This is a genomic window from Methyloversatilis universalis FAM5, from assembly GCF_000214035.2.
GTDB lineage: Bacteria > Pseudomonadota > Gammaproteobacteria > Burkholderiales > Rhodocyclaceae > Methyloversatilis > Methyloversatilis universalis.
In genome coordinates this window covers 72,755-93,445 of sequence record NZ_AFHG01000048.1, presented here as the reverse complement: position 1 = coordinate 93,445, position 20,691 = coordinate 72,755, and the positions used below count along the sequence as shown (strand labels likewise).

Genomic DNA, 20,691 nt, shown 5'->3' with positions numbered 1-20,691 from the left:
GTGGACCGAGTCGTCGTCCGGGCCGCAACGCCGGTGACGCAGGCCTCGGGCACAATGCGGCTCCGACCGCCGCCGCACGCTCACGATGACCGCCCCCGCCGACCGACCCGCACAGGTTTCATTCCGCGAAGCTTTCCTGTTCTGGCTCAAGCTCGGTTTCATCAGCTTCGGCGGTCCGGCCGGCCAGATTTCCATCATGCACCAGGAGCTGGTGGATAACCGGCGCTGGATTTCCGAGCGCCGCTTCCTGCACGCGCTGAACTACTGCATGGTGCTGCCCGGCCCCGAGGCGCAGCAGCTGGCCACCTATATCGGCTGGCTGATGCATCGCACCTGGGGCGGCATCGTCGCCGGTGCGCTGTTCGTGCTGCCGTCGCTGTTCATCCTGATCGCGCTGTCCTGGGTGTACATCGCCTTCGGCGACGTGCCGCTGGTGGCCGGGCTGTTCTACGGCATCAAGCCGGCGGTCACCGCCATCGTGGTGCAGGCAGCCCACCGCATCGGCTCGCGGGCGCTGAAGAACAACACGCTGTGGGCGATCGCCGGCGCCTCCTTCGTCGCCATCTTCGCGCTCGGCCTCCCCTTCCCGCTCATCGTCGTCGCTGCGGCCCTGATCGGCTATGTGGGCGGACGCCTGTCGCCGGCCACCTTCCGTACCGGCGGCGGCCACGGCGCCGCGCAGCGCGCCCACGCCCCGGCGCTGATCGACGACGACACGCCGACGCCCGAGCACGCGCGCTTCAGCGTCGGCCGGCTGGTGCGCATCGTGCTCGCCGGTGCGCTGCTGTGGGCGGGGCCGATGGCGCTGCTCACGCTGCTGCTGGGCTGGTCGCACACGCTGACCCAGATGGGCTGGTTCTTCACCAAGGCGGCCCTGCTCACCTTCGGCGGCGCCTACGCGGTGCTGCCCTATGTCTATCAGGGCGCGGTGTCACACTACGGCTGGCTCACGCCGACCCAGATGATCGACGGTCTGGCGCTGGGCGAAACCACGCCCGGCCCGCTCATCATGGTGGTGGCCTTTGTCGGCTTCGTCGGCGGCTACCTCAATGACGAAATGCGGGCGGTGTTCGGCCCGGACAGCCTTTTCCTGGCCGGCGCGGTGGCGGCCACGCTGGTGACCTGGTTCACCTTCCTGCCGTCCTTCCTGTTCATCCTGGCCGGCGGGCCGCTGGTGGAATCCACCCACGACGACCTGAAATTCACCGCGCCGCTGACCGCCATCACCGCGGCGGTGGTGGGCGTCATCCTGAATCTGGCGCTGTTCTTCGGCTACCACGTACTGTGGCCGGAGGGCTTCGACGGCCATTTCGACCTGCCGTCGGCGCTGATCGCGCTGGGCGCGGCGGTGGCGCTGTTCCGCTTCCGGCGGAACGTGATCCACGTGATCGCCGCTTGCGCGGCGGTCGGTCTGGCGGTGCGCACGCTGGGCGGCTGACGCCGGCCAGCGGCGCCGGTTCAGCGCGCGGGCGCAGCCGCGTCCTGCTTCTGCCAGTAGTCGAAAATGAGGCGGTAGCCGTCGAGGTTGGGATGCTTTGAATCCTTGGGGCCGTGCAGGAAGCGCTGGTGCGCGGCGGCCTGCATCGCCTCGGTCGGGTCGATCAGCGCGATGCCTTCGCGCTGCGCGTAGGCGGCGATGCGGCTGCGGATGACGCGGCTGCGTTCGGCGTTGCGGGCGGCATCCACGCTGTCCATCTTCGCGTGATAGGGCTGGATGCGCACCTCGCCCTGCAGCGGATACACGGTCAGCGGAGACGGGATGTACACGATGTCCAGCCGCTTCGGCCGGAAGTGCTGGCGCACCGCGGCAACCGAATCCTCGAACGCCTTCAGCGCGCGGTCGAGCTGGGCGTCGTCCAGTTCCACCGCCGCCGACTGCATCGGCGGCACGCGGCGGGTTTCGCCGGCCACCGTGATGTCCACATGGCCGTGCGTGGTGTCTTCCGAAGTGTGCGGGTCGTTGCCGGCCGCCCGGTCGAACAGCGGACGTACCGTGTGGTCGTTGAAGGTGTAGAGCAGCGCCTGCGCGCCGGCGAGATGACCATCCACCACGATGTCGCGCAGCGTGGGCTGCGAACGGTCGATCAGCGCCTGCGGCGAATCCGGATCGCGGAACTCCTTCAGCTCATGGATGTTGTTGTTGAGGTCGTTACCCTCGTAGAACAGCACCACCGCGCGATCGATGGCCGGCATGTCACGCAGGAACAGCGAGCGGCGGAACAGCGTATCCAGCCAGATCGCGTTGCGCGCAGCGCGCAGGCTGCCGTAACCGCCCTTGCCGGTCATGTGCACGGTCGCTTCGTGCGCGGCGGCGTACATGTGGGCCAGCGAGTAGTCGTGCACCCGGTCGCGGTAGGCGTCACCGGCGCCCTGGGCGTGCGAATCGCCGACGAACAGCACCTGCTCGCGCTCGCCGCGCTTCAGGTCCGGAATCAGGTAGCTGAACACCGGCGTCTTGGTCACGTAATAGGACGCGTCGGTCAGCACCTTCTGGTTCACGAACCACAGCACGATGAAGTTCAGCGGCAGCACCGTGGTAATGAAGAAGAAGATGACATAGCCGGTCCAACGGACCAGCCGGCTGCGCAGGCCGCTCATGGAAATCCTTTTCCGGGTCGGGGTCGAGTCGGGGCGATACGGGCGAAGGCGCGGATTGTGCACCGCCGGAGCCGTCGCGGTCGCTATGGTAGAGTGCCGGCCGTGAAATCCACGTCTTCCCCCCCTTCCGAACGCTCTTTCGGCCTGCTGTTCACGGTGGTGTTCGCCGGTCTGGCGGGCTATGCCGTCTACAAGGGCTGGCAGCGCGAAGCGGCCATCGCCTGGGGCGCCGCCTCGGCGCTGACCGCCGCGGTGACGCTGTTCGCGCCGCGGCTGCTGGCGCCGTTCAACCGCGCCTGGTACCTGCTCGGCGAACTGCTGGGCCGCATCGTCAGTCCCATCGTCATGGGCGTCATCTTTTTCGGCCTGATCACCCCGGTGGCGCTGTTCGGCCGGCTGCGCGGCCGCGACGAACTGCGCATGCGCCGCCGTACCGTGAGCAGCCACTGGATCGACCGCGACCCGCCGGGTCCGGCCGCCGATTCGTTCAAGAACCAGTTCTGATCCGCATGAACGCATTCATCAAGGAACTCTGGGCTTTCCTGCGCACCCGCAAGAAGCTCTGGCTGATGCCGGTCATCATCATCATGGTCGCCATCGGTGCGCTGCTCATCGCCGCCCAGGGCTCGGTGATCGCACCCTTCATCTACACGCTGTTCTGAGCATGCGGGTTCTCGGCATCTCGGCCTACTACCACGACGCGGCCGCCTGTCTGGTGGTCGATGGCGACATCGTGGCAGCCGCCCAGGAAGAGCGTTTCACCCGCAAGAAGCACGACGCCGGCTTTCCCCAGCACGCGATCGACTACTGCCTCGCCCACGCCGGGCTGAAGCCGCAGGACATCGACCAGGTCGTGTTCTACGACAAGCCCTTCCTGAAGTTCGAGCGGCTGCTGGAAACCTATCTGGCCTTCGCGCCGCGCGGCTTCCGCAGCTTCGCCACCTCGCTGCCGGTGTGGCTGAAGGACAAGCTGTTCCAGAAGTCGGTCATCACCCGCGCACTCGAAGGCCAGTTCCCGGACAGCGGCGTCGACTGGTCGACGCGCCTGATGTTTTCGGAACACCACCTGAGCCACGCGGCCAGCGCCTTCTTCCCGTCGCCGTTCGAAGAGGCGGCGGTGCTCACGATGGACGGCGTCGGCGAGTGGACCACCACTTCGCTGGCCATCGGCCGCGGCAACGACCTGTCGGTGCACAAGGAAATCCATTTCCCGCACTCGCTCGGCCTGCTCTACTCGGCCATCACCTACTACACCGGCTTCAAGGTGAATTCCGGCGAGTACAAGGTGATGGGTCTGGCGCCCTACGGCGAACCGCGCTACGCGCAGACCATGCTGGACCACCTGATCGACGTGAAGGAGGACGGCTCCTTCTGGCTCGACATGCAGTACTTCAACTACTGCACCGGTCTCACCATGACCAACGAGCGTTTCGACGCGCTGTTCGGCGGCCCGCCGCGCAAGCCGGAAAGCACGCTCACCCAGCGCGAGATGGATCTGGCCGCGTCGGTGCAGGCGGTGACCGAAGAAGTGGTGATCCGGCTGGCGCGCGGCATCCGCAAGTCGACCGGACTGAACAATCTCTGCCTGGCCGGTGGCGTGGCGCTGAACTGCGTGGCCAACGGCAAGCTGCTGCGGGCGAACGTGTTCGACCGCATCTGGGTGCAGCCGGCCGCCGGTGACGCCGGCGGTGCGGTCGGTGCGGCCCTGGCCGCCACCCATCTGGCGCTGAAGCAGCCGCGCACCGTGCGCGCCGGCGACGGCATGCACGGCAGCTACCTCGGCCCCAGCTACGCCCAGGACGACATCGAACTGCGCCTGAAGGCGGCCGGCGCGGTGTTCGACACGCTGTCGCAGGACGACATGATCGACTGCACCGCCCGCGCGCTGGCCGAAGGCAAGGCGGTGGGCTGGCACCAGGGCCGCATGGAATTCGGCCCGCGCGCGCTCGGCGGCCGCTCCATCATCGCCGACCCGCGTTCGCCCAGCGTGCAGAAGCAGCTCAACCTGAAGGTGAAGTACCGCGAATCCTTCCGCCCGTTCGCACCCAGCGTGCTGCGCGAGGACGTGAGCGAGTGGTTCGACATCGACACCGACAGCCCCTACATGCTCATGGTGGCCGACGTCGCGAAGGCGAAGCAGAAGCCGATGACTGCCGAGCAGCAGGCGCTGTTCGGCATCGACAAGCTGAACGTGCCGCGCTCCGACATCCCCGCGGTCACCCACGTCGATTACTCGGCGCGCATCCAGACCGTGCATGCGGACACCAATCCGCTGTACCACCGGCTCATTTCCCGCTTCAAGGCGCTGACCGGCTGCCCGGTGCTGGTGAACACCTCGTTCAACGTGCGCGGCGAACCCATCGTGAGCACGCCGGAAGACGCCTTCCGCTGCCTGATGGGCAGCGAGATCGACCTGCTGGTGGTCGGCAACTGCGTGCTGGAAAAGTCGCGCCAGGACCCGGCGCTCAAGCTCGACTACAAGAACGCCTACGAGCTGGACTGAGCCGGCCCGCCGCCGGCAGCCCGTCATGCCGCGAGGGTGGCGCGGCGGCCGCGGTCGGCGCTACAGTGAGGGCTGTCGCCACCCATCGAGGAGCCGGACATGACCCGCACCGCATCGATTTCCCGCATCGCACTGATGACCGCCGCCCTGCTGTGCGCGGCGCCCGCGTTCTCCGCCGACAGCACGTCCGCCGCACTGGCCGGCGCCCGCTGTGACGCCAACGCGGTCGACAAGAATGGCAAGGCGCTGGCCGGCGCCGCCAAGGACGGTTTCCTGAAGCGCTGCTATCGCGAAGCCGGCCTCACCGCCGAATGCGAAGCCAAGGCGCTGAGCAAGGACGGCAAGCCGCTCGCCGGTGCCGCCAAGGATGCATCGGTCGGCCGCTGCCAGCGCGACGCCGTGCAGGCGCTCGGCTGCGAGGCACGCGCGGTGAGCAAGGACGGCAAGCCGCTGGCCGGCGCGGCGAAGGATTCGTCCATCCGCCGCTGCGAGGACGACGCCAAGGCCGCAGCGGCCGCCAAGTAAGCACGCACGGAATCCATGCCATGAGCGACCACACTTCGAACGGCGAAACCATACGCCGCAGCGTCATGGGCGACGCCTTCGTCGACCGCGCCCACGCCAACGCCACCGATTTCACCCGCCCGCTGCAGGAATTCATCAACGAGCACGGCTGGGGCAGCGTGTGGGCGCGCGAAGGTCTGGACCGCCGCACGCGCAGCCTGGTCACGCTGGCCGCGCTGACGGCGCTGAAAAGTCCGCATGAGCTGAAAGGCCATGTGCGCGGCGCGCTGAACAACGGCTGCACGGTCGAGGAAATCCGCGAAACCCTTCTGCACTGTGCGGTCTATGCCGGCGTGCCTGCAGCCGGCGAGGCCTTTCGCGCAGCGCAGGAAGTGCTGGATTCGTATCAGCTCTGAGGCGCCGCCGCCTCACACCCGTGGGAGCGGCGCCCTCGCCGCGATGCGGGCGAGAGACGGAGTGGGGCGCACCGGGCAGAGGCTGATCGCGGCGGGGGCGCCGCCCCCACTCCAATCGCGCTCCCACTGAAGCCGCCCTCTCACTGAGGCAGCTTGCGCTGCCGCGGCTTCAGCCCGCCGCTTCGATCTGTTCGCTCACTTCGAGCCAGCGCATTTCCTGCGTCTCAAGCTCTTCGTCCACCTTCTGCAGTTCACTCCCGACTTCGCCGATTTCCTTCGGCGGCAGTGCGCTGGCGAGCTTTGCGGTGAGCGCGTGCTTCTTCGTCTGCAGTTCGAGGATGCGCTCTTCGAGCTTGCCGAGCTCGTTCTTCAGCGCCTTGAGGTTCACCGGCGCCTTCTTCACCGGCGCAGCGACCGGCGGCGCCTGCACGACGGGCGCGGCTTCGGCCGGAGCGGCCTTCATCGAATCCTTCAGCACTTCGCGCGCGCGCTTCGCTTCGTCCAGCAGGTAGCGCTGGTAGTCGTCGAGGTCGCCGTCGAACGGTTCGATGCCGCCGCGCGACACCAGCCAGAACTCGTCGCACACCGAGCGCAGCAGCGAGCGGTCGTGACTCACCAGCATCACCGTGCCTTCGAATTCGTTCAGCGCCACCGCCAGCGCCTCGCGCGTGGCGAGGTCGAGGTGGTTGGTCGGTTCGTCCATCAGCAGCAGGTTGGGGCGCTGCCACACGAGCATGCACAGCACCAGCCGCGCCTTCTCGCCGCCGCTCATGGTGCCGACCGCCTGCTTCACCATGTCGCCACTGAAGTTGAAGGTGCCGAGGAAGTTGCGCAGGTCCTGTTCGCGGCCGCTCTGCCCGGCCGGCAGGCCTTCGCGCGCCATGCGCGTCATGTGTTCGAGCGGATTGTCCTGCGGGCGCAGCACGTCCAGTTCCTGCTGCGCGAAGTAGCCGATGCTGAGACCCTTGCCTTCGGTGACGCGGCCGGCGATCGGCGCCAGCGCGCGGGCGATGGTTTTGACCGCGGTCGACTTGCCCTGGCCGTTGGCGCCCAGTATGCCGATGCGCTGGCCGGCCATGACGGACTTGTTCACGTTGCGCACGATGGTAATCGGCTCGGCACCGGCCGGCGCGTCGGCCGGCGGCGGGTAGCCGAAGCTGGCGTCTTCCATCACCAGCATCGGGTTGGGCAGGTTGGCCGGCTCCTTGAACTCGAAAGTGAAGTCGGCGGTGGCCAGCATGGGCGCCAGCTTCTCCATGCGGTCGAGTGCCTTGACCCGGCTCTGCGCCTGCTTGGCCTTGCTCGCCTTGGCCTTGAAGCGGGCGATGAACTTCTGCAGGTGGGCGATCTTGTCCTGCTGCTTCGCGTAGGCGTTCTGCTGCAGCTCCATCTGCTGCGCGCGCATGTCCTCGAAGGTGCTGTAGTTGCCGCCGTAGCGCGTGAGCTTGCCGGCGTCGACATGCAGCGTCACGTTGGTGATGGCATCGAGGAATTCGCGGTCGTGGCTGATCACCACCAGCGTGCCTTCGTAGCGCTTGAGCCACGATTCCAGCCACACCAGCGCGTCCAGATCCAGGTGGTTGGTCGGTTCGTCGAGCAGCAGCAGGTCGGACGGACACATCAGCGCGCGCGCCAGCTGCAGGCGCATGCGCCAGCCGCCGGAAAAGCTGTTCACCGGATTGCACATCTGGTCGTTGGTGAAGCCCAGGCCGAGGATGAGCGCCTGCGCCCGCGCCTGCGCGTCGTGCGCGCCGGCGTCGTGCAGCGCCATATAGGCGTAGGCCATGCGCTCGCCGTCGTCGGTGGCTTCGGCGGCCTGCACTTCCTTCTGCGCGGCGAGCAGCGCGGTGTCGCCCTCGATCACGAAATCGGTGGCCGGCTGGTCGGTTTCCGGCATGTCCTGCGCCACCTGTGCCATGCGCCACTGCGCCGGCATGCTGAATTCGCCGCCGTCTTCGTGCAGCGTGCCGTTGAGCAGCGCGAACAGCGTCGACTTGCCGGCGCCGTTGCGGCCGACCAGGCCAACCTTCTCGCCCGGATTGATGGTGGCGGTGGCGCCATCGAGCAGCACCTTGGCGCTGCGGCGAAGGACGACGTTTCTGAGCGTGATCATGCGGGTGAAACTCCAGCGGGTTCTCCCGCAGGGCGAACGGCGGCAGGACGTGGGGATGGGCGGATGCGCGGCCGGCCCGCACACGGGCGGCGGCGCCGGGGCCGCAGTATCCGGGGTGGCGGTAAGCCCGTCAAATCAGCGCCCTGCCCGGGGGCCGCCCGCCCCATTGGATGAATTCATGAATCGCGGACGCGCGGCCCCGGCCCGCTTGCGCGCCTTAACTACGACTTGTATAGTCGTAGTTATTGAACGACGTAGCAGCGAGCCGTTACAGAGGCTTCCCGAAGCACGTTCAGATCGCATCCACCGCATCCCGGCCCGCTGCCCGGCGATGACCACCGCGGCGGCGCGCGGCAGAACCGCCCGCCGTTCGACTACGCATCCACGCGATGCACACCGGAAGGGAAGTGACATGACGCAGAAGAACATCGTGATTGCCGGCTCGGGTTTCGCCGGCGTATGGGCGGCGCTGGCCGCCGCGCGTGCGGTATCGCAGGCCGGCCGCGAAGGCGAAGTCGCGATCACCGTGGTGTCGCCGAGCGCGGCACTGCACATCCGCCCGCGCCTGTACGAAACCGCGTTTGACGAACTGGCGCCCGACGTGTCGGCGCTGTTCGCCACGGTGGGCGTGCGACACCTGCCGGGCCGGGTCGAGCGGATACACGCCGCCGACAGCACGCTCGAAGTGAGCGCGAACGACGGCACGCTCACCACACTCCGCTACGACCGCTTCGTGCTGGCCACCGGCAGCCGCCTGTTCATGCCGGACATTCCGGGCCTGCGCGAGCACAGCTTCAATGTCGACCAGCTGGCCGACGCGCAGGCACTGGACGCCCACCTGAAATCGCTGGCCGGCCGCAGCGACCGCGCCGCCCGCACCGTGGTGGTGGCCGGCGGCGGCTTCACCGGCATCGAAACCGCGGCCGACATGCCGCAGCGCCTGCGCGCGGTGTTCGGCGACAGCGCCGACGTCCGCGTGCTCATCGTCGAACAGGCGGCCGACATCGGACCCGATCTCGGTCCCGGCCCGCGGCCGGTCATTCTCGAAGCGCTGGGCGCACTGGGCGTGGACATCCGCACCTCGGCACGCGTCACCGCGATCGACGCCGACGGCGTAACGCTGGAAGGCGGCGAACGCATCGCCGCCGCCACCGTGGTGTGGACCGCGGGCGCCCGCGCAAACGCGCTGGCCGCACAGGTGCCGGGCGAGCACGACCGCTATGGCCGGCTGGTGGCCGACGCCGAGCTGCGCGCGGGCGAAGCGCCCGCCATCTTCGTCGCCGGCGACGTGGTGCAGGCCGCCACCGACGACCTCGGCAACGTGGCCGCCATGTCCTGCCAGCACGCACTGAGTCTGGGCCGGGTGGCCGGTCACAACGCCGCGGCCGAACTGGTGGGCCTGCCCACCGCGCGCTACAGCCAGCCCAAATACGTCACCTGCCTCGACCTCGGCCCCTGGGGCGCGGTCTATACCGAAGGCTGGGACCGCCAGGTCAAGCTGCGCGATCAGGAGGCCAAGGCGCTGAAGCGGGCCATCAACACGCAGTGGATCTACCCGCCCGCGGCCGACCGCGACGCCGCGCTCGCGCTGGCCGACCCGTACTACGTCATCGTGCCCTGAGCGATCGCGCACGCGCCGGCCCCGCAAAGCGGGCCGGTGCGCGGCGTTCCCATGCAGAGGGCGGCAGCGGGCCGGACGGGGTCTTACACCGCCGTCCGGGGATGAGAGAATGCGGACTGCGCGGCCGCCGCACGGCGGTGCAGTCCGCAGCACGCGGACCGGCCTGTCGCCCGGCCCGCCGCCCCTCATTGCATGGAAGCCCTGTGAGCCACATCAGCACCGGCGTCGAATACGCACTGCACTGCCTCATCTTTCTCGCGGCGCTGCCGCCGGAAGCCGAGGGCGCCAGCGTGCGCGACCTCGCCGACATGCAGGGCATTTCCACCGAATTCGCAGCCAAGCTGTTTACCCGGCTGCACAAGGCCGGCATCACGGTGGCCACCGAAGGCGTGAAGGGCGGCTTCCGGCTGGGCCGGGCGCCGGAGCGGATCAGCGTGCACGACGTGGTGCTGGCGATCGACGGCGACAAGGCGCTGTTCGACTGCCGCGAAATACGCCACCGCTGCGCGATTTTCGGTGACAGCCCGCCGCAGTGGGCAACCGAAGGCGTGTGCTCGGTGCATGCGGTGATGCTGGAAGCCGAAAAACGCATGCGCGACGCGCTGCGCAGCCACACACTGGCCGATCTGGTGAACCGCACCGCCACCAAGATGCCGCCGCAGACCGCCAGCGAGGTCGTGCAGTGGTTCGGCCAGCGCAGGGAATCGCGTAAAGGTCCGGCTGCACCGGCTCCCGGCGGCGAGTCCTGAGTTCCGCCTGAGGTCTGCCGGCGTAGGCTGGCCGTTCACCAAGGGCTGGCCTGCCGCTGCGGCGCTGACTCGGTCAGGTCGGTCGAGAAGCCACAAAGGGCACGGTGATGCGGAATCCGGTGCCCTGTCCGTCCAGACCGGCCGTGAGCGCGATATGCCCGCCAAGACGCCGCACGGCCTCGCGCACGATGGCCAGACCAAGACCGGCGCCCGGCGCGCTCGTGCCGGCGCCACGGCGAAAACGCTCGAACAGATGCGGCTGCAGCGCGGGGTCGAGGCCCGGACCGTCGTCGGCCACATCGAGCTGCAGGGTGTCACCGATCAGCCGGAGCACGATGTCCACCCGCCCGCCCTCGCGACCATAGGCCACCGCGTTGCGCACGAGGTTATCCACCACCGAATGCAGGGCGCCCGCATCCAGATGCGCGAGCAGCGCATCCGGGCCGTCGAGTCCGATGTCAACGCGGCGAGCGGTCGCCGCAGGCAGCGCCGCGATCAGCACCTCGCGCAGCAGCGCCGCCACATCGCAGATCGCCGGCGGGCTGCCGTCACCCCGGCTTTCGAGCGAAGCCAGACGGAGCAGCTGACCGACCAGATGCGAGGCGCGCGCGACGGCTGCCTCGAGCCCGCGCTGCGCACGCTGACGTGCGGCGGCGTCGGTCGCACCGGTCAGCGCGTGCGCCTCTGCAGCGATGACGGCCAGCGGCGTACGCAGTTCGTGGGCGGCGTCCTGCACGAAGCTGCGCTCACGCTCGATGCTGGCCCGGGCACGCGCGAGCAGCGCGTCGAAGGCTTCGCCAAGCGGGGCCAGTTCGGCGTGTCGCAGATCGACGTCGAGCGGCGACAGGTCGTCTGGCGCACGCCGCCGGATCCGGTCTGCAAAACGGCGTAGCGGTGCCAGACCGCTGCGCACGGTCAGCCACAGCGGAAGCAGGATGAGCGGCAGCGCGATCGCCATGGGCTGCAGCAGCGTGGCGTTGATCAGGCGAATCACGGTGCCGGCTTCCAGTACCGGTTCAAGCGCCACCACGCACCAGCCGCCGGCACTGCGCTCGGCCCGCCAGTAGCGCTGACCCGCGTGCTCGACCTCGGTGCGGGCCGGCGTGCCGTCGCAGCTCTCATGCGCACCGGCCAGCCCGGGCGACCGATAGACAGACGGTTGTCCGACGCGTGCGGCCAGGAACATCAGCGGACGCGGTTCGGTGGGCAGAGACTGTCGGCGCAGCAGGTTGTACTGGCGGTCGGAGGCGGCGAGCGCAATACGTGCCGAAGCGTCGTCAAGCGATTCAAGCGACTGCAGCACCGCCTCGGCCAGCGTGCCGAGCGGCGACGGATCGTCGTCATAAGCGAGATAGCCGACGAAATCGCGGGCCACCAGCGCGGCCCAGACCAGCGCGAAAGCACACAGCAGCGCAAGCACCACGCGCCCGGTGAGCGATGGTCGAAGACGCAGGGTCATGCCTCCTCCAGCAGGTAGCCGACGCCACGCAGCGTGCGTATGCGCGCTGCGCCGATCTTGCGCCGCAGATTGGAGAGGTGAACTTCGATGGTGGCGCCGTCGAGCGGCTCGCCCAGCGGCGCCAGGCGCAGCCCCAGTTCGCCCTTGGACACCGGCCGACCGGGCTCACGCGCCAGTTCGAGCAGCAACTGGAACTCGCGTGGCGACAGGTCGAGTTCAACGCCGTCGAGCCATGCGCGATGCGCGCGCGGTGCCACCTGCAGGCCACCGATCTGCCACAGGTCGCTGGCCCGGCGCGCGCTGCGCCGGGTCACCGCGCGCAGTCGCGACATCAGTTCCGGCATCGCGAACGGTTTCACGATGAAGTCGTCGGCGCCACTGTCCAGCCCGATCAGGCGCTCGTCGAGTGCTCCGCGCGCCGTCACGACGATAACCGGGGTGAGCTCGCCACGGGCACGCCAGCGCCTGAGCAGCGCCAGTCCGTCGCCGTCGGGCAGCGACAGGTCGAGCAGCACGCACTCGACCGCCAGATCGGCCGGCGGCGGCACGTCGGCCAGCCGGCGCACCCAGACGCTGGAACAGCCCTCGGCCTTGAGTGCCGCCATCATGGCCGGCCCCAGTCCGACATCATCCTCGACGATCAGTATGTGCATGCGGTGTGGCCGCGTATTCACCCGGAACCGGCGCAGACTATCTTTCACGGCGAACGGCGTGAAGGGTGTCTTTGGCTTTCCTGAAGGAAGCGTTTGGCATGCTGGCGACTCCCGATGCACGAGAACCCAGAGATGACCCGTACCCCACTCCGCCTCACCGGTCTGCTGCTTGCGCTGTCGCAACTGCTGGCCGCCTGCGCCGGCGCCCCGGCCCGCCCGTCGGCGCTGGCCGCTGGCGACGATGCCGCCGTCGTCCGCCACATGGAAGCCTGGCTCGCGCACCGCATGCGCAGCGAAGGCATCACCGGCCTGAGCATCGCCGTGGTCGACGGCCCGCGCGTGGTGTGGGCGCACGGCGCGGGCCTTGCCGACGCGAGCGCCCGCCTGCCGGCCACGCCGGACACGGTGTACCGCATGGGCTCCATCACCAAGCTGTTCACCGCCACCGCCGCGATGCGGCTGGCCGAAGCGGGGCGGATCGATCCCGACGCGCCGCTCACCACCGTGCTGCCCGCACTGCAGATGCGCGACCGCCATGCCGGCGGCGCGCCGGTCGCCTTCACCGCGCGCCAGATCATGAGTCACCACGCAGGCCTGCCGCGCGACCTGGCCGGCGGCATGTGGGGCGACACCGTGGCGCCCATGCAGAGCGTGCTGCCGACGCTCGCCGGCATCGACACCGCCTACCCGGCGGGCCAGGTGTTCAGTTACTCCAACCTCGGCTTCACCCTGCTCGGACTCGCGGTCGAACAGGTCAGCGGCGAGCACTACGCCACCCACCTCGAACGCACGCTGCTCGGCCCGCTGGGCATGCGCACCGCGAGCTTCACCGCTGCACTGCCCGACAACGCAGCCCGCGCCCACCGGGACGGCCGCGTGGTGCCGGAGCCGGCGCTGCGCGACGTCGCCGCCGGCGGGCTGAACGCCAGCGTGCTCGACATGACCCGCTTCATGATCGCGGCACTCGATCCGGAAGACCGCCTGCTGCCGCAGGCCGCGCACGGCACGATGCAGCAGGCGCAGAACGCCGGCAACCCGCTGGATCTCGATCTGCAGACAGGCCTCGGATGGCTGCTCAACATGCCGGGGAGCGCCAGCCCGGTCGGCGCAGGGCCGGTCATCCAGCACGACGGCGCCACCCTGCATTTCAGCAGCCGCCTGATCGCGCTGCCCGCACAGCGTCTGGGCGTCATCGTCGCCAGCAACAGCGCGGGGGCCGGACCCACCGTGCATGCCGCGGCCGCCTATGCGCTGGAACTGTTCCTCGAGGCGCGAAAGGGGCTGCGCGCGACTTCGCCGGTTGGCTTCACCGCACGTGAACAGCCCTGGCAACCGGAAGAGCTGGCGCAGTGGCCGGGCGACTACAGCACGCTGGCCGGGCATGTCAGGGTGAGCCGCGACGGTCAGCGCCTGCACGCCGACATGGCCGGCACCCGCTTCGAACTGATACCCGACAGCCAGGGCCGTGCCGGGCTGCGCTACCGGCTGCTCGGTCTGGTGCCGGTGCCGATCGGGCGCTTCGGCGAGATCGCGCTGGAACGTCGTCAGATCAGCGGCCGGGACGTGCTGATCGCGCACGCGGAAGGCGGTGCGCTGCTGGCAGGCGAACGCATGCGGCCCGACGGCCGCGCCCCCGGGCCTGCGCTGACCGGGCGCTACAGGCCGCAGGCCGGCACGCCGGAAGCCGCCCTCATCGACCATGTCGACGTGTTTGAGGACGCCGGCGTGCTGCTGTCGCGCAGCGTGCCGAGCGCCACTTTCGGCAGCGATGCGCCGGCGGTACCGTTGCGGCGCCTCGATGCGCGGAGGGTCGAAGTGCTCGGCGTGCTCGCCGCCGGCGGCGACGTGGCCGAACTGAGCGAGGACGGCCGCCAGGTGCGCTTCTCGGGCATGACGTTGGAGCGTGAACAGTGAAGGCAGCCGGCCCGCCTGCCTCGCGTGCGCGGCCGGAATGCGTCTGACGGGGCGTCCTGATCGCCCGCCACTATGGCCGGCAATCAGGCCAGCGACACCCCGATCAGCGCGCCGGTGCCGTAGGTGACGCCGGCCGCCGCCACGCCGATCAGCACCTGGCGCAGCGCGGAATAGACCGGGCCGCGGCCGCTGAACAGCGAGGTCGCCACACCGATGCCGGCCAGCGCCGCCGCCGACAGGCCGCCACTCCATGCCATGCCGGCCACGCCTTCGGTGAAGAAGAAAGGCAGCACCGGAAACAGCGCGCCGGCCGAGAACAGCACGAAGGAAAAGCCGGCCGCGCTCCACGGGTTGCCGCCCAGTTCGGCCGGGTCGATGCCCAGTTCCTCGCGCATCAGCGTATCCAGCGCCGCGTTCTTGTCGCGCATCAGTTCGGTCGCCACCCGCTGCGCGTCCTCGCGCGCCAGCCCCTTGGCCTGGAAGATGAGCGCCAGCTCCTTGCGCTCGGCCTCCGGCGTCTCTTCCAGTTCGGCCGCCTCGGCCGCCATCTGGGCCTGCGCGAACTCGCGCGAATTGGTGACCGACAGCCACTCGCCCAGCGCCATCGACACCGCGCCGGCGATCAGGCCGGCCAGCCCGGTCAGCAGGATGGTTTTGGCCGGCGCACCGGCGCCCGCCACGCCCATGACCAGACAGAGGTTGGACACCAGACCGTCGTTGGCACCCAGCACCGACGCCCGCAACTCGTTGCCCGAGCCGCCGCGGTGCCAGCGCTCACCCTTGGCGATGGCCGCGCCACTCATGCCGCGCGGCTTGCCGGCCGCGGCTTCCAGCACTGCCGCGTGCGAGCGCTCTTCCGCCGACAGCGAGGCCGCATCGGCCTGACCGGCGTACTTGTCGCGGTCGGCAAACTCGGCGGTCGCCACCGACGGCAGCACGAAGGACGGCCCGAAGCGCTTCGCCAGCGCGGCCAGCGCGCGGGTACGGAAGCTGGGCCGGAAGGCCTCGGGCTTCACCCCGGCCGCTTCGAGCTTGCCACGCCACAGCTGGGCGTGCGCGGTTTCGGCTTCCGCCAGCTGGCGGAACAGGTCGCGCCTTACCGGATCGGTTTCCGCCTCGGCCAGCGCGGCGTAGAGCGCGGCGCCGTCGAGTTCGTCGCGCAGATTGGACTGATAGCGCTGATAGCGGTCGGCGGAAGCGGTCATGGCGGGCAAAAGAGAAGCGATGCCACGATGGTGCCCGATCCGTGCGCCGGTGTGCGACGAAGCCGTCGCCCTGGCGCCGGGAACCCTGACCGCCGGACGCCCGTCAATGCCGCATGACGCAAGCGGCAGACGGTCATCGCCGCCACCGCGCCCCGACCACCCGGAGGAACTGCCTTGAACGCGCCCGAACAGCCGGACACGCTGACCGTGCTCTACGACGGCGGATGCCCCTTGTGCCGGCGCGAGATCGCGCACGTGAAGGGGCTGGCGGACCGGCGGCAGGACAGTGCGCTGTGCTTTGTCGACATCAGTGCCGACGCGGCCGACAGCGCGTGTTTCGCGGCCGACCGGACGGCGCTGCTCGCGCGCTTCCACGTGCAGCGCGCCGACGGCTCGCGGCTGGACGGCGCCGCCGCCTTCGTCGCCATGTGGCAGCGCCTGCCCGGCTGGCGCTGGCTGGCACGCCTGGCGCAGCTTCCGGGCGTGCTGCCACTGCTTGAGCGGGCCTATTGCAGCTTCCTGCGCGTCCGGCCCTGGCTGCAGGCGCGGGCCCGCCGTTTCGAACCGGCCGCAGCGGCGCAGACGCTGTCGCCCTGGCTCACGCGCGAACTGCGCTCGGACCACGCCGGCGAAACCGGCGCGGTATGCATCTACCGCGGCATCGCAGCCGTCGCCCGATGGCGCGGCGATGAGGCGCTGGAAGCCTTCGCGCGGCGTCACGGCGACACCGAAACCGGACATCTGCGCCTGATCGAAAGCTGGCTGCCGCCGCCGCAGCGCAGTCGCCTGCTCGGGCCGTGGCGCGTCGCCGGCTGGCTGACCGGCGCCCTGCCCGCACTGTTCGGCCAGCGCGCCACGTATGCAACCATCGCCGCGGTCGAAACCTTCGTCGACCGCCATTACCAGCAGCAGATCGATCATCTGCACACCCACGCCGGCCCCGACGGCCTGCTGCCGCTGCTGCTGCAGTGTCAGGCCGACGAACGCGCGCACCGCGACGAAGCCGCGTCGCTGCAGGACCGTCCTGCACCGTGGCCGCTGCGCGCCTGGTGCGCGCTGGTCGGCGCTGGCTCGGCCGCCGCCGTAAAGGTCGCGCGCCGGCTCTGAGCGACAGCCTCACTGTCCGGACACAGGGAATCCCATGCTCGAAATCGTCAGCCTCCTGCTGGTGGCGCTGCTGTTCGGCGGCATGACGCTGTACGCCTTCGGATTCGCCGCGGTGCTGTTCGCGGCCCTGCCGGTCGACATGGTCCGGCTCACCCTGCGCCGCGCCTTCCCGCACTTCTACCTGTTCGTGATCGTGACCGCCGCCGCTGGCGCTGCACTGATGTGGTCGCAGAACCGCGGCTCGGCGCTGATGCTTGGGCTGATCGCGCTCAGCACGGTGCCGACCCGGCAGTCCCTGATGCCGGCCATCAACGCGGCCACCGATCAGGGCCGGCACGGCCGCTTCAAGGCACTGCACGGACTGTCGGTGCTGGTGACGCTGGCGCACATCGCGCTGTCCGCGGTCGTGCTCGCGCGCTTCATCTGAACGGCGCGGCAGCGTCGACGCCGTCGCGCAGATCGGCCGGAGGGCGGTCTGAGGGCGGCTGCGCGGCGAAGTCATGCTATGTTCATCGCGGAACGCGCCCGATGGAGCGCGCTGCGGGCGAACGTGCCTTAATCCGTCGCGACGATCACGATCATCGGCGGCCAGACCCGGAAACCCTCGGCCGAACCGTCACGGCCACCCGCAGTCGACCTACATGCAGACCACGCGCGCCGGGGTCCGCATTGCCCGGCACCCATCCCCTTCAATGCAGGCCCTGCATTGACTCACCCGACCGGAGAACTTCATGGCCCACACCCCTGGCAGCACCTTCAGAACACGATGCCTGATCGCCGCGCTTGCGGCCCTGACCTCGACCGTCGCCCCCGCCGCCGAGCCGCCCGCTGCGGATGCGCAGCGCACCGGCGCCGCACTGAAAGAGATCGCCGGCCTCACCATGCCGGAATCGGCGGTCGCCCACCCCGACGGCCGCATCTTCGTGACCGAGATCGGCGAATTCAACAAGCCGGGTGACGGCAAGGTCACCGTGGTGCATCCGGACGGCCGCACCGAAGCGCTGGTCAGCGGACTGAACGACCCCAAGGGCATCGCGCTCGCCGGCGACCAGCTCTACGTCACCGACATGGACCGCGTGCTGCGCATCGGCCTCGACGGCACGGTGAGCGAACTGGCCAAGCCCGGCGACTTCCCGCACAAGCCGGTCTTTCTGAACGACATCGAGATCGCCGGCGACGGCGTGATCTATGTGTCGGACAGCGGCGACGACAAGGGCCAGGGCGCCGGCATCTACGCCATCGCGCCGGACGGCGGCATCCGCACCGTGCTCGGCGCCAATGCCGGCATCGTGCGCCCGAACGGTCTGCTGGTCGACGGCCCGAACGCGCTGCTGGTGGCCGATTTCGGCACCGGCAAGCTGTTCCGTCTGGTGATGAAGAAGGGCGGCGGCAAACCGTCGCTCAAGCTGCTCTACAGCGGCTTCGGCGGCGCCGACGGGCTGGTGCGCGATCGCGACGGCGCGCTCTACGTGAGCGACTGGAAGGGCGGCAAGGTGTGGCGCCTGGGCAAGCCGCGGTCGGCGCCGCAACTGATCGCCGAAGGCCACAAGTCGTCGGCGGACATCGCGCTGTCGGCAGACGGTCGCACCCTGCTGATGCCGGACATGATGGCCGGCAAGCTGGTGTTCCTGCCGCTGAAGTGACGGTACGCCCGGCGCGGGCCACTCAGCGCCCGCGCCAGGGCTCGCAGCCGATGCCGTCGCCGTCGCGGTCCAGATGAGGGCCGTAGCCGGGCTCCCCCGCGCGCACCGGTGCAGCACCCGCCGCGCGCGCCTCGGCGCAATTGCGGAAAGCGCGACCGACCGGCACGACGCCGGAGGTCGCCGGCGCATCGGCCGACGAAGCGCGCTCCGGCGCACCGCGATGGCAGTGGTAGTCCCCGGTCTTGCGGTTGTGGTGGCAGCCCTCGGCGTTCAGGCCGCCGCCGTGCGCGGCCACGCTGGCGCAAGCCGCCAGCATCGGCACGGCACACAGCCATCGGACCGGACAGGAACTGAAGCGCATCGACATGGCATGAAGGAGATCGGTGCGTCAGTCTAGCCGGCGCTTCAATCTGTGCGCGGAGCGCCCTTCAGGGCGTCCGCCGCGCCAGCACTTCGTCGCGCGGGCCGGCGTCGACCACGCGGCCGGCTTCGACCACCACCACGGTGTCGAAGCGCGCGAGCAGGCTGGGCCGGTGCACCGAGGCGACGATGCAGGCATCCGGAAACGCCTCCACCATGCGGTCGAACACCCGACCTTCGGCCTGCGGGTCGAGCGCGCTGGTCGGTTCGTCGAGCAGCAGCAGCGAACTGCCCTGCGCCGCCAGCGCGCCGCGGGCCAGCGCCAGCCGCTGCCGCTGACCGCCGGAGAGGTTGCCGCCGCGCTCGCTGAGCGCGCTGCTCAGGCCGTCGGGCAAGCGCTCAAGTACTTCGTCGAACACGCCGGCGTGCATCGCCGACTGCAGCGCCGCCGGGTCAGCGGGCTGGCCGAAGGTGAGGTTCTCTTCGACGCTCGCCTCGAACACTTCGGCTTCCTGCGGAATCAGCGTGGCGAGCGTGCGCAGTTCAGCCCAGGGCACCGGTACGCCATCGCGCAGCAGCTCACCCTGCTGCGGCAGGTAGAGGCCGGCCAGCGTGCGCAACAGCGTGCTCTTGCCGCCGCCGCTCGGGCCGATCAGCGCGACGCGCGTGCCGCGTCGCAACTCCAGATCCACGCCCTGCAGTCCGCCGCGGGCGTCGTCGCCGTAGCGCAAGGTAGCGCCGCGCAGGTCCAGCCTCTGCCACGAGGCATCCGCCTGCACCGCGGGCACCGCCGCATCCGGCTCACCGGGTGCGATCCAGATCGGCTCCGCGCTGCAGTAGTCGGTGTGCATGCGCGCGAAGCCCTGGAAGTTCGACGCCAGCGAAGCCACCACGCCGGCCGCCTGCTGCGCGTACTGGTAGATCATGAACACCGTGCCCAGCGCCACCGCCTGCCCCGGCGTGCGCACCTGCATGACATACACCACCACCAGCACCCAAGTGAGCCCCATGCCGAGCAGATCCACCGCGAACCACTTGCCCTCGTTCACCATCACCGCGCGCCGCAGTGGCGCCATCACCGCCTCCATGCGGCGGCCCAGCAGCACGCGCGACGCCGCCTGCAGCCGCAGCCCGATCACCGTGCCGGCGTTGCCGACGAAATCGAGCAGCGCCGCGGCATAGCGGCGGTCGGCATCGTTCTCGGCGCGCGCCAGCTGCATCAGCGTGCGGTCGAAGCGCAGGATGATGAGCGCGATCACCACATAGCCGCTCACCGCGATCGCGCCACTGGTGCGCGACAGCAGCGCCAGCGCGACCAAGGGACCGACGAAGTTGAACGCGCTCTGCAGATAGTCGAACTGGTTCTGCGCGAAGTCCGACAGCGCCCGGCTCGCCTGCATCACGCGATGCTGCAGCTCACCCGAATGCCGCCCGTCCCGCCATGCCAGCGGCGCCGCCGCGATGCGCGCATACAGCGTATCCGCCAGCCGCACGCGCACCCGCACGCCGACATTGCGCTCCAGCACCCGCCCCGGCCCGTGCAGCAGCCAGGACAGCAGATAGATGCCGACCAGATAGAGAATCCACCGCCCCGCCGTCGCCATATCGCCCTGCTGCAAGGCATTGATCGCCTGCGCCGCCAGCCAGGGCATGGTGAGGCGAAGCAGTTGCGCTCCAGACAGCAGCGCCGCGGCGCCGAGCATCTGCGCGCGTGCGCCCTCGGCGTGGCGCCAGAGGGCGCGGTAGAGGTCGCGAGCGGCGGTGGGGAGGGAGATGGCGGGAAACGACGGGGCATGGAACGACTTTGTCATACCGTCATTGCATCAGTGATCGATCTGAATGAAAA

The 20,691-nt window shown here is 69.7% G+C and carries 19 protein-coding genes; 12 read left to right on the top strand and 7 right to left on the bottom strand.

The window, feature by feature from the left end; translation table 11 throughout:
* The first annotated feature begins 85 nt into the window (after window positions 1-85).
* Entirely contained in the window at window positions 86-1,438 is a 1,353-nt protein-coding gene (gene chrA / locus METUNV1_RS09655; protein ID WP_008061214.1) for a chromate efflux transporter, read from the top strand.
* A gap of 20 nt (window positions 1,439-1,458) precedes the next feature.
* On the opposite strand, the gene METUNV1_RS09650 is transcribed toward chrA, so the two are convergent.
* Window positions 1,459-2,598, bottom strand: a complete 1,140-nt coding sequence (locus METUNV1_RS09650) for an SGNH/GDSL hydrolase family protein (RefSeq protein WP_008061212.1) — start codon at window positions 2,596-2,598, stop codon at window positions 1,459-1,461.
* A 102-nt stretch (window positions 2,599-2,700) separates the two neighbouring features.
* On the opposite strand from METUNV1_RS09650, the gene METUNV1_RS09645 reads away from it, so the two are divergent.
* The 5 genes from METUNV1_RS09645 (at window position 2,701) to METUNV1_RS09625 (ending at window position 6,021) form a co-directional block, all read left to right on the top strand.
* Window positions 2,701-3,102: an SxtJ family membrane protein gene (locus METUNV1_RS09645; RefSeq protein ID WP_232416322.1), complete on the top strand. Its 402-nt coding sequence runs from the start codon at window positions 2,701-2,703 to the stop codon at window positions 3,100-3,102.
* 5 nt (window positions 3,103-3,107) lie between these two features.
* Window positions 3,108-3,260: a DUF5989 family protein gene (locus METUNV1_RS09640; RefSeq protein WP_008061208.1), complete on the top strand. Its 153-nt coding sequence runs from the start codon at window positions 3,108-3,110 to the stop codon at window positions 3,258-3,260.
* A 2-nt stretch (window positions 3,261-3,262) separates the two neighbouring features.
* A complete protein-coding gene (locus METUNV1_RS09635) occupies window positions 3,263-5,101 on the top strand; it encodes a carbamoyltransferase family protein (RefSeq protein ID WP_008061205.1) in 1,839 nt (612 codons plus the stop codon).
* Window positions 5,102-5,200: 99 nt separating this feature from the next.
* A complete protein-coding gene (locus METUNV1_RS09630) occupies window positions 5,201-5,626 on the top strand; it encodes a hypothetical protein (RefSeq protein ID WP_008061202.1) in 426 nt (141 codons plus the stop codon).
* Between the two features lie 20 nt (window positions 5,627-5,646).
* The gene (locus METUNV1_RS09625; RefSeq protein ID WP_008061201.1) at window positions 5,647-6,021 is read left to right on the top strand and encodes a carboxymuconolactone decarboxylase family protein; all 375 of its coding nucleotides are present in this window, start codon (window positions 5,647-5,649) and stop codon (window positions 6,019-6,021) included.
* 169 nt (window positions 6,022-6,190) lie between these two features.
* On the opposite strand, the gene METUNV1_RS09620 is transcribed toward METUNV1_RS09625, so the two are convergent.
* A complete protein-coding gene (locus METUNV1_RS09620) occupies window positions 6,191-8,134 on the bottom strand; it encodes an ABC-F family ATP-binding cassette domain-containing protein (RefSeq protein WP_008061200.1) in 1,944 nt (647 codons plus the stop codon).
* Window positions 8,135-8,546: 412 nt separating this feature from the next.
* On the opposite strand from METUNV1_RS09620, the gene METUNV1_RS09615 reads away from it, so the two are divergent.
* Entirely contained in the window at window positions 8,547-9,755 is a 1,209-nt protein-coding gene (locus tag METUNV1_RS09615) for an NAD(P)/FAD-dependent oxidoreductase (RefSeq protein WP_008061199.1), read from the top strand.
* 203 nt (window positions 9,756-9,958) lie between these two features.
* Entirely contained in the window at window positions 9,959-10,504 is a 546-nt protein-coding gene (locus METUNV1_RS09610) for an RrF2 family transcriptional regulator (RefSeq protein ID WP_008061198.1), read from the top strand.
* 73 nt (window positions 10,505-10,577) lie between these two features.
* Here METUNV1_RS09610 and METUNV1_RS09605 read toward each other — a convergent pair whose 3' ends face one another.
* On the bottom strand, window positions 10,578-11,963 hold the full coding sequence (locus METUNV1_RS09605) for a sensor histidine kinase (protein WP_008061197.1): 1,386 nt from the start codon (window positions 11,961-11,963) through the stop codon (window positions 10,578-10,580).
* Window positions 11,960-12,616: a response regulator gene (locus METUNV1_RS09600; protein ID WP_008061190.1), complete on the bottom strand. Its 657-nt coding sequence runs from the start codon at window positions 12,614-12,616 to the stop codon at window positions 11,960-11,962. The genes METUNV1_RS09605 and METUNV1_RS09600 overlap by 4 nt, the downstream gene beginning before the upstream one ends.
* 132 nt (window positions 12,617-12,748) lie before the next feature.
* Between METUNV1_RS09600 and METUNV1_RS09595 the strand changes: the two genes are divergently transcribed.
* A complete protein-coding gene (locus METUNV1_RS09595; RefSeq protein ID WP_008061188.1) occupies window positions 12,749-14,530 on the top strand; it encodes a serine hydrolase domain-containing protein in 1,782 nt (593 codons plus the stop codon).
* Between the two features lie 83 nt (window positions 14,531-14,613).
* Here METUNV1_RS09595 and METUNV1_RS09590 read toward each other — a convergent pair whose 3' ends face one another.
* A complete protein-coding gene (locus METUNV1_RS09590) occupies window positions 14,614-15,735 on the bottom strand; it encodes a VIT1/CCC1 transporter family protein (RefSeq protein WP_008061186.1) in 1,122 nt (373 codons plus the stop codon).
* 174 nt (window positions 15,736-15,909) lie between these two features.
* Here METUNV1_RS09590 and METUNV1_RS09585 point away from each other — a divergent pair, with 174 nt between their 5' ends.
* The 3 genes from METUNV1_RS09585 (at window position 15,910) to METUNV1_RS09575 (ending at window position 18,485) form a co-directional block, all read left to right on the top strand.
* On the top strand, window positions 15,910-16,842 hold the full coding sequence (locus tag METUNV1_RS09585) for a demethoxyubiquinone hydroxylase family protein (RefSeq protein WP_008061184.1): 933 nt from the start codon (window positions 15,910-15,912) through the stop codon (window positions 16,840-16,842).
* Between the two features lie 34 nt (window positions 16,843-16,876).
* Window positions 16,877-17,269: a DUF4149 domain-containing protein gene (locus METUNV1_RS09580; RefSeq protein ID WP_008061182.1), complete on the top strand. Its 393-nt coding sequence runs from the start codon at window positions 16,877-16,879 to the stop codon at window positions 17,267-17,269.
* 304 nt (window positions 17,270-17,573) lie between these two features.
* Window positions 17,574-18,485 carry an SMP-30/gluconolactonase/LRE family protein gene (locus METUNV1_RS09575; RefSeq protein WP_008061180.1) on the top strand — a complete coding sequence of 304 codons (912 nt, stop codon included), beginning with the start codon at window positions 17,574-17,576 and terminating at the stop codon, window positions 18,483-18,485.
* Between the two features lie 22 nt (window positions 18,486-18,507).
* Here the strand turns inward: METUNV1_RS09575 and METUNV1_RS09570 are convergent, their stop codons facing one another.
* Window positions 18,508-18,801 carry an excalibur calcium-binding domain-containing protein gene (locus METUNV1_RS09570; RefSeq protein ID WP_008061178.1) on the bottom strand — a complete coding sequence of 98 codons (294 nt, stop codon included), beginning with the start codon at window positions 18,799-18,801 and terminating at the stop codon, window positions 18,508-18,510.
* Window positions 18,802-18,913: 112 nt separating this feature from the next.
* The gene (locus tag METUNV1_RS09565) at window positions 18,914-20,548 is read right to left on the bottom strand and encodes an ATP-binding cassette domain-containing protein (RefSeq protein WP_008061177.1); all 1,635 of its coding nucleotides are present in this window, start codon (window positions 20,546-20,548) and stop codon (window positions 18,914-18,916) included.
* Window positions 20,549-20,691 lie beyond the last annotated feature (143 nt).